At 62.7% G+C, this 1,012-nt stretch carries 1 protein-coding gene; it reads left to right on the top strand.

Translation table 11 applies throughout. From position 1 onward, the window contains the following. The first annotated feature begins 128 nt into the window (after positions 1-128). Entirely contained in the window at positions 129-905 is a 777-nt protein-coding gene (locus OIU93_RS20530; protein WP_264271887.1) for a LysR substrate-binding domain-containing protein, read from the top strand. Positions 906-1,012 lie beyond the last annotated feature (107 nt).

The following is a 1,012-nucleotide window of genomic DNA, read 5'->3' as shown; positions in this document are numbered from 1 at the left end:
CTCGCCCTTCCCCACTACCTTGAAGAGGGCACACCGCTCAGGTGCCAGGTATCGGAGGACGACTACCGCATCGCTCTGTCATCGGCCCGACTCAGCTACGATCATGAAATTTACTCGGAGGTTGCCCCTTGAACCGTAATGCCCCACGACGAGGCGCATCAAAAGGCAGCCCTCTGAGGTCGATCAAGCGACCGCAGTCAGCTGGCAAGAAGGCCGGGGCCGCCTCGAAAAAGCAGGCCGCTGCCAAGGCAACGCCCAAACCGGAACGGGTGGAGCTGCCGACGCTGCAGCTCGGCTTCGTGCGCGGCGTGGCCCCAAGCAAGTGGGCCGAGCGTTGGGCGCGAGCAGTGCGAGAACAACCGTTGGAACTCGTGCCTGTGGACCTGCACGAGGTTGAGAACGCCCGCACAGAGTTCGATGTATTGCTAGAACGAGTTGCACCCGGAGCTATTCCCGCGGGAAGCGAGGCGGCAGCGCGCACCCGGCACGCGATGCACCTCTACAACGAGACCATCGCTCTTGTGGTTCCGGCAGATCACGAGCTCGCGAAGCTGGGAGAGATTGATCTCGAGGATCTCTCCTTATTGACGCTCCTCGCACACCCGGATCACTTCGCCGAGTGGCCCGAACCCCAGGAGTGGAAAGACCCTTCTTGGACGCCACGAAACGCCAAGGCAACACTCGAGCTCGTAGCGACTGGGCTCGGCGGCGCGCTCATGGCGCAGCCCCTGGCCAGGCACCTCTCTAACAAGCGTGTGCACGCCGTGATTCCGGTCACACACAATGGGGAAACGCTTCTGCCTGGAACTGAAATCTGGGCAAGCTGGCGCATTGAACGGGACGGACCTGACGTGCAGCACCTCGTCGGGGTGCTTCGTGGCCGCACTGCTCGAAGCAGCAGGTAGAAGCAATCCCGCCCACTGGGCATCTCTCTTGACTCGCTGCGTTCGGGCCGACGCGCGACTCCCCACCTGCAACCCCGACCATAACTGCCGCCAAAAGCAGCAACCCG

It is taken from the genome of Paeniglutamicibacter sp. ZC-3 (assembly GCF_025847175.2).
Taxonomy (GTDB): Bacteria; Actinomycetota; Actinomycetes; order Actinomycetales; family Micrococcaceae; genus Paeniglutamicibacter; species Paeniglutamicibacter sulfureus.
This window is presented reverse-complemented; position numbering and strand designations above follow the sequence as displayed.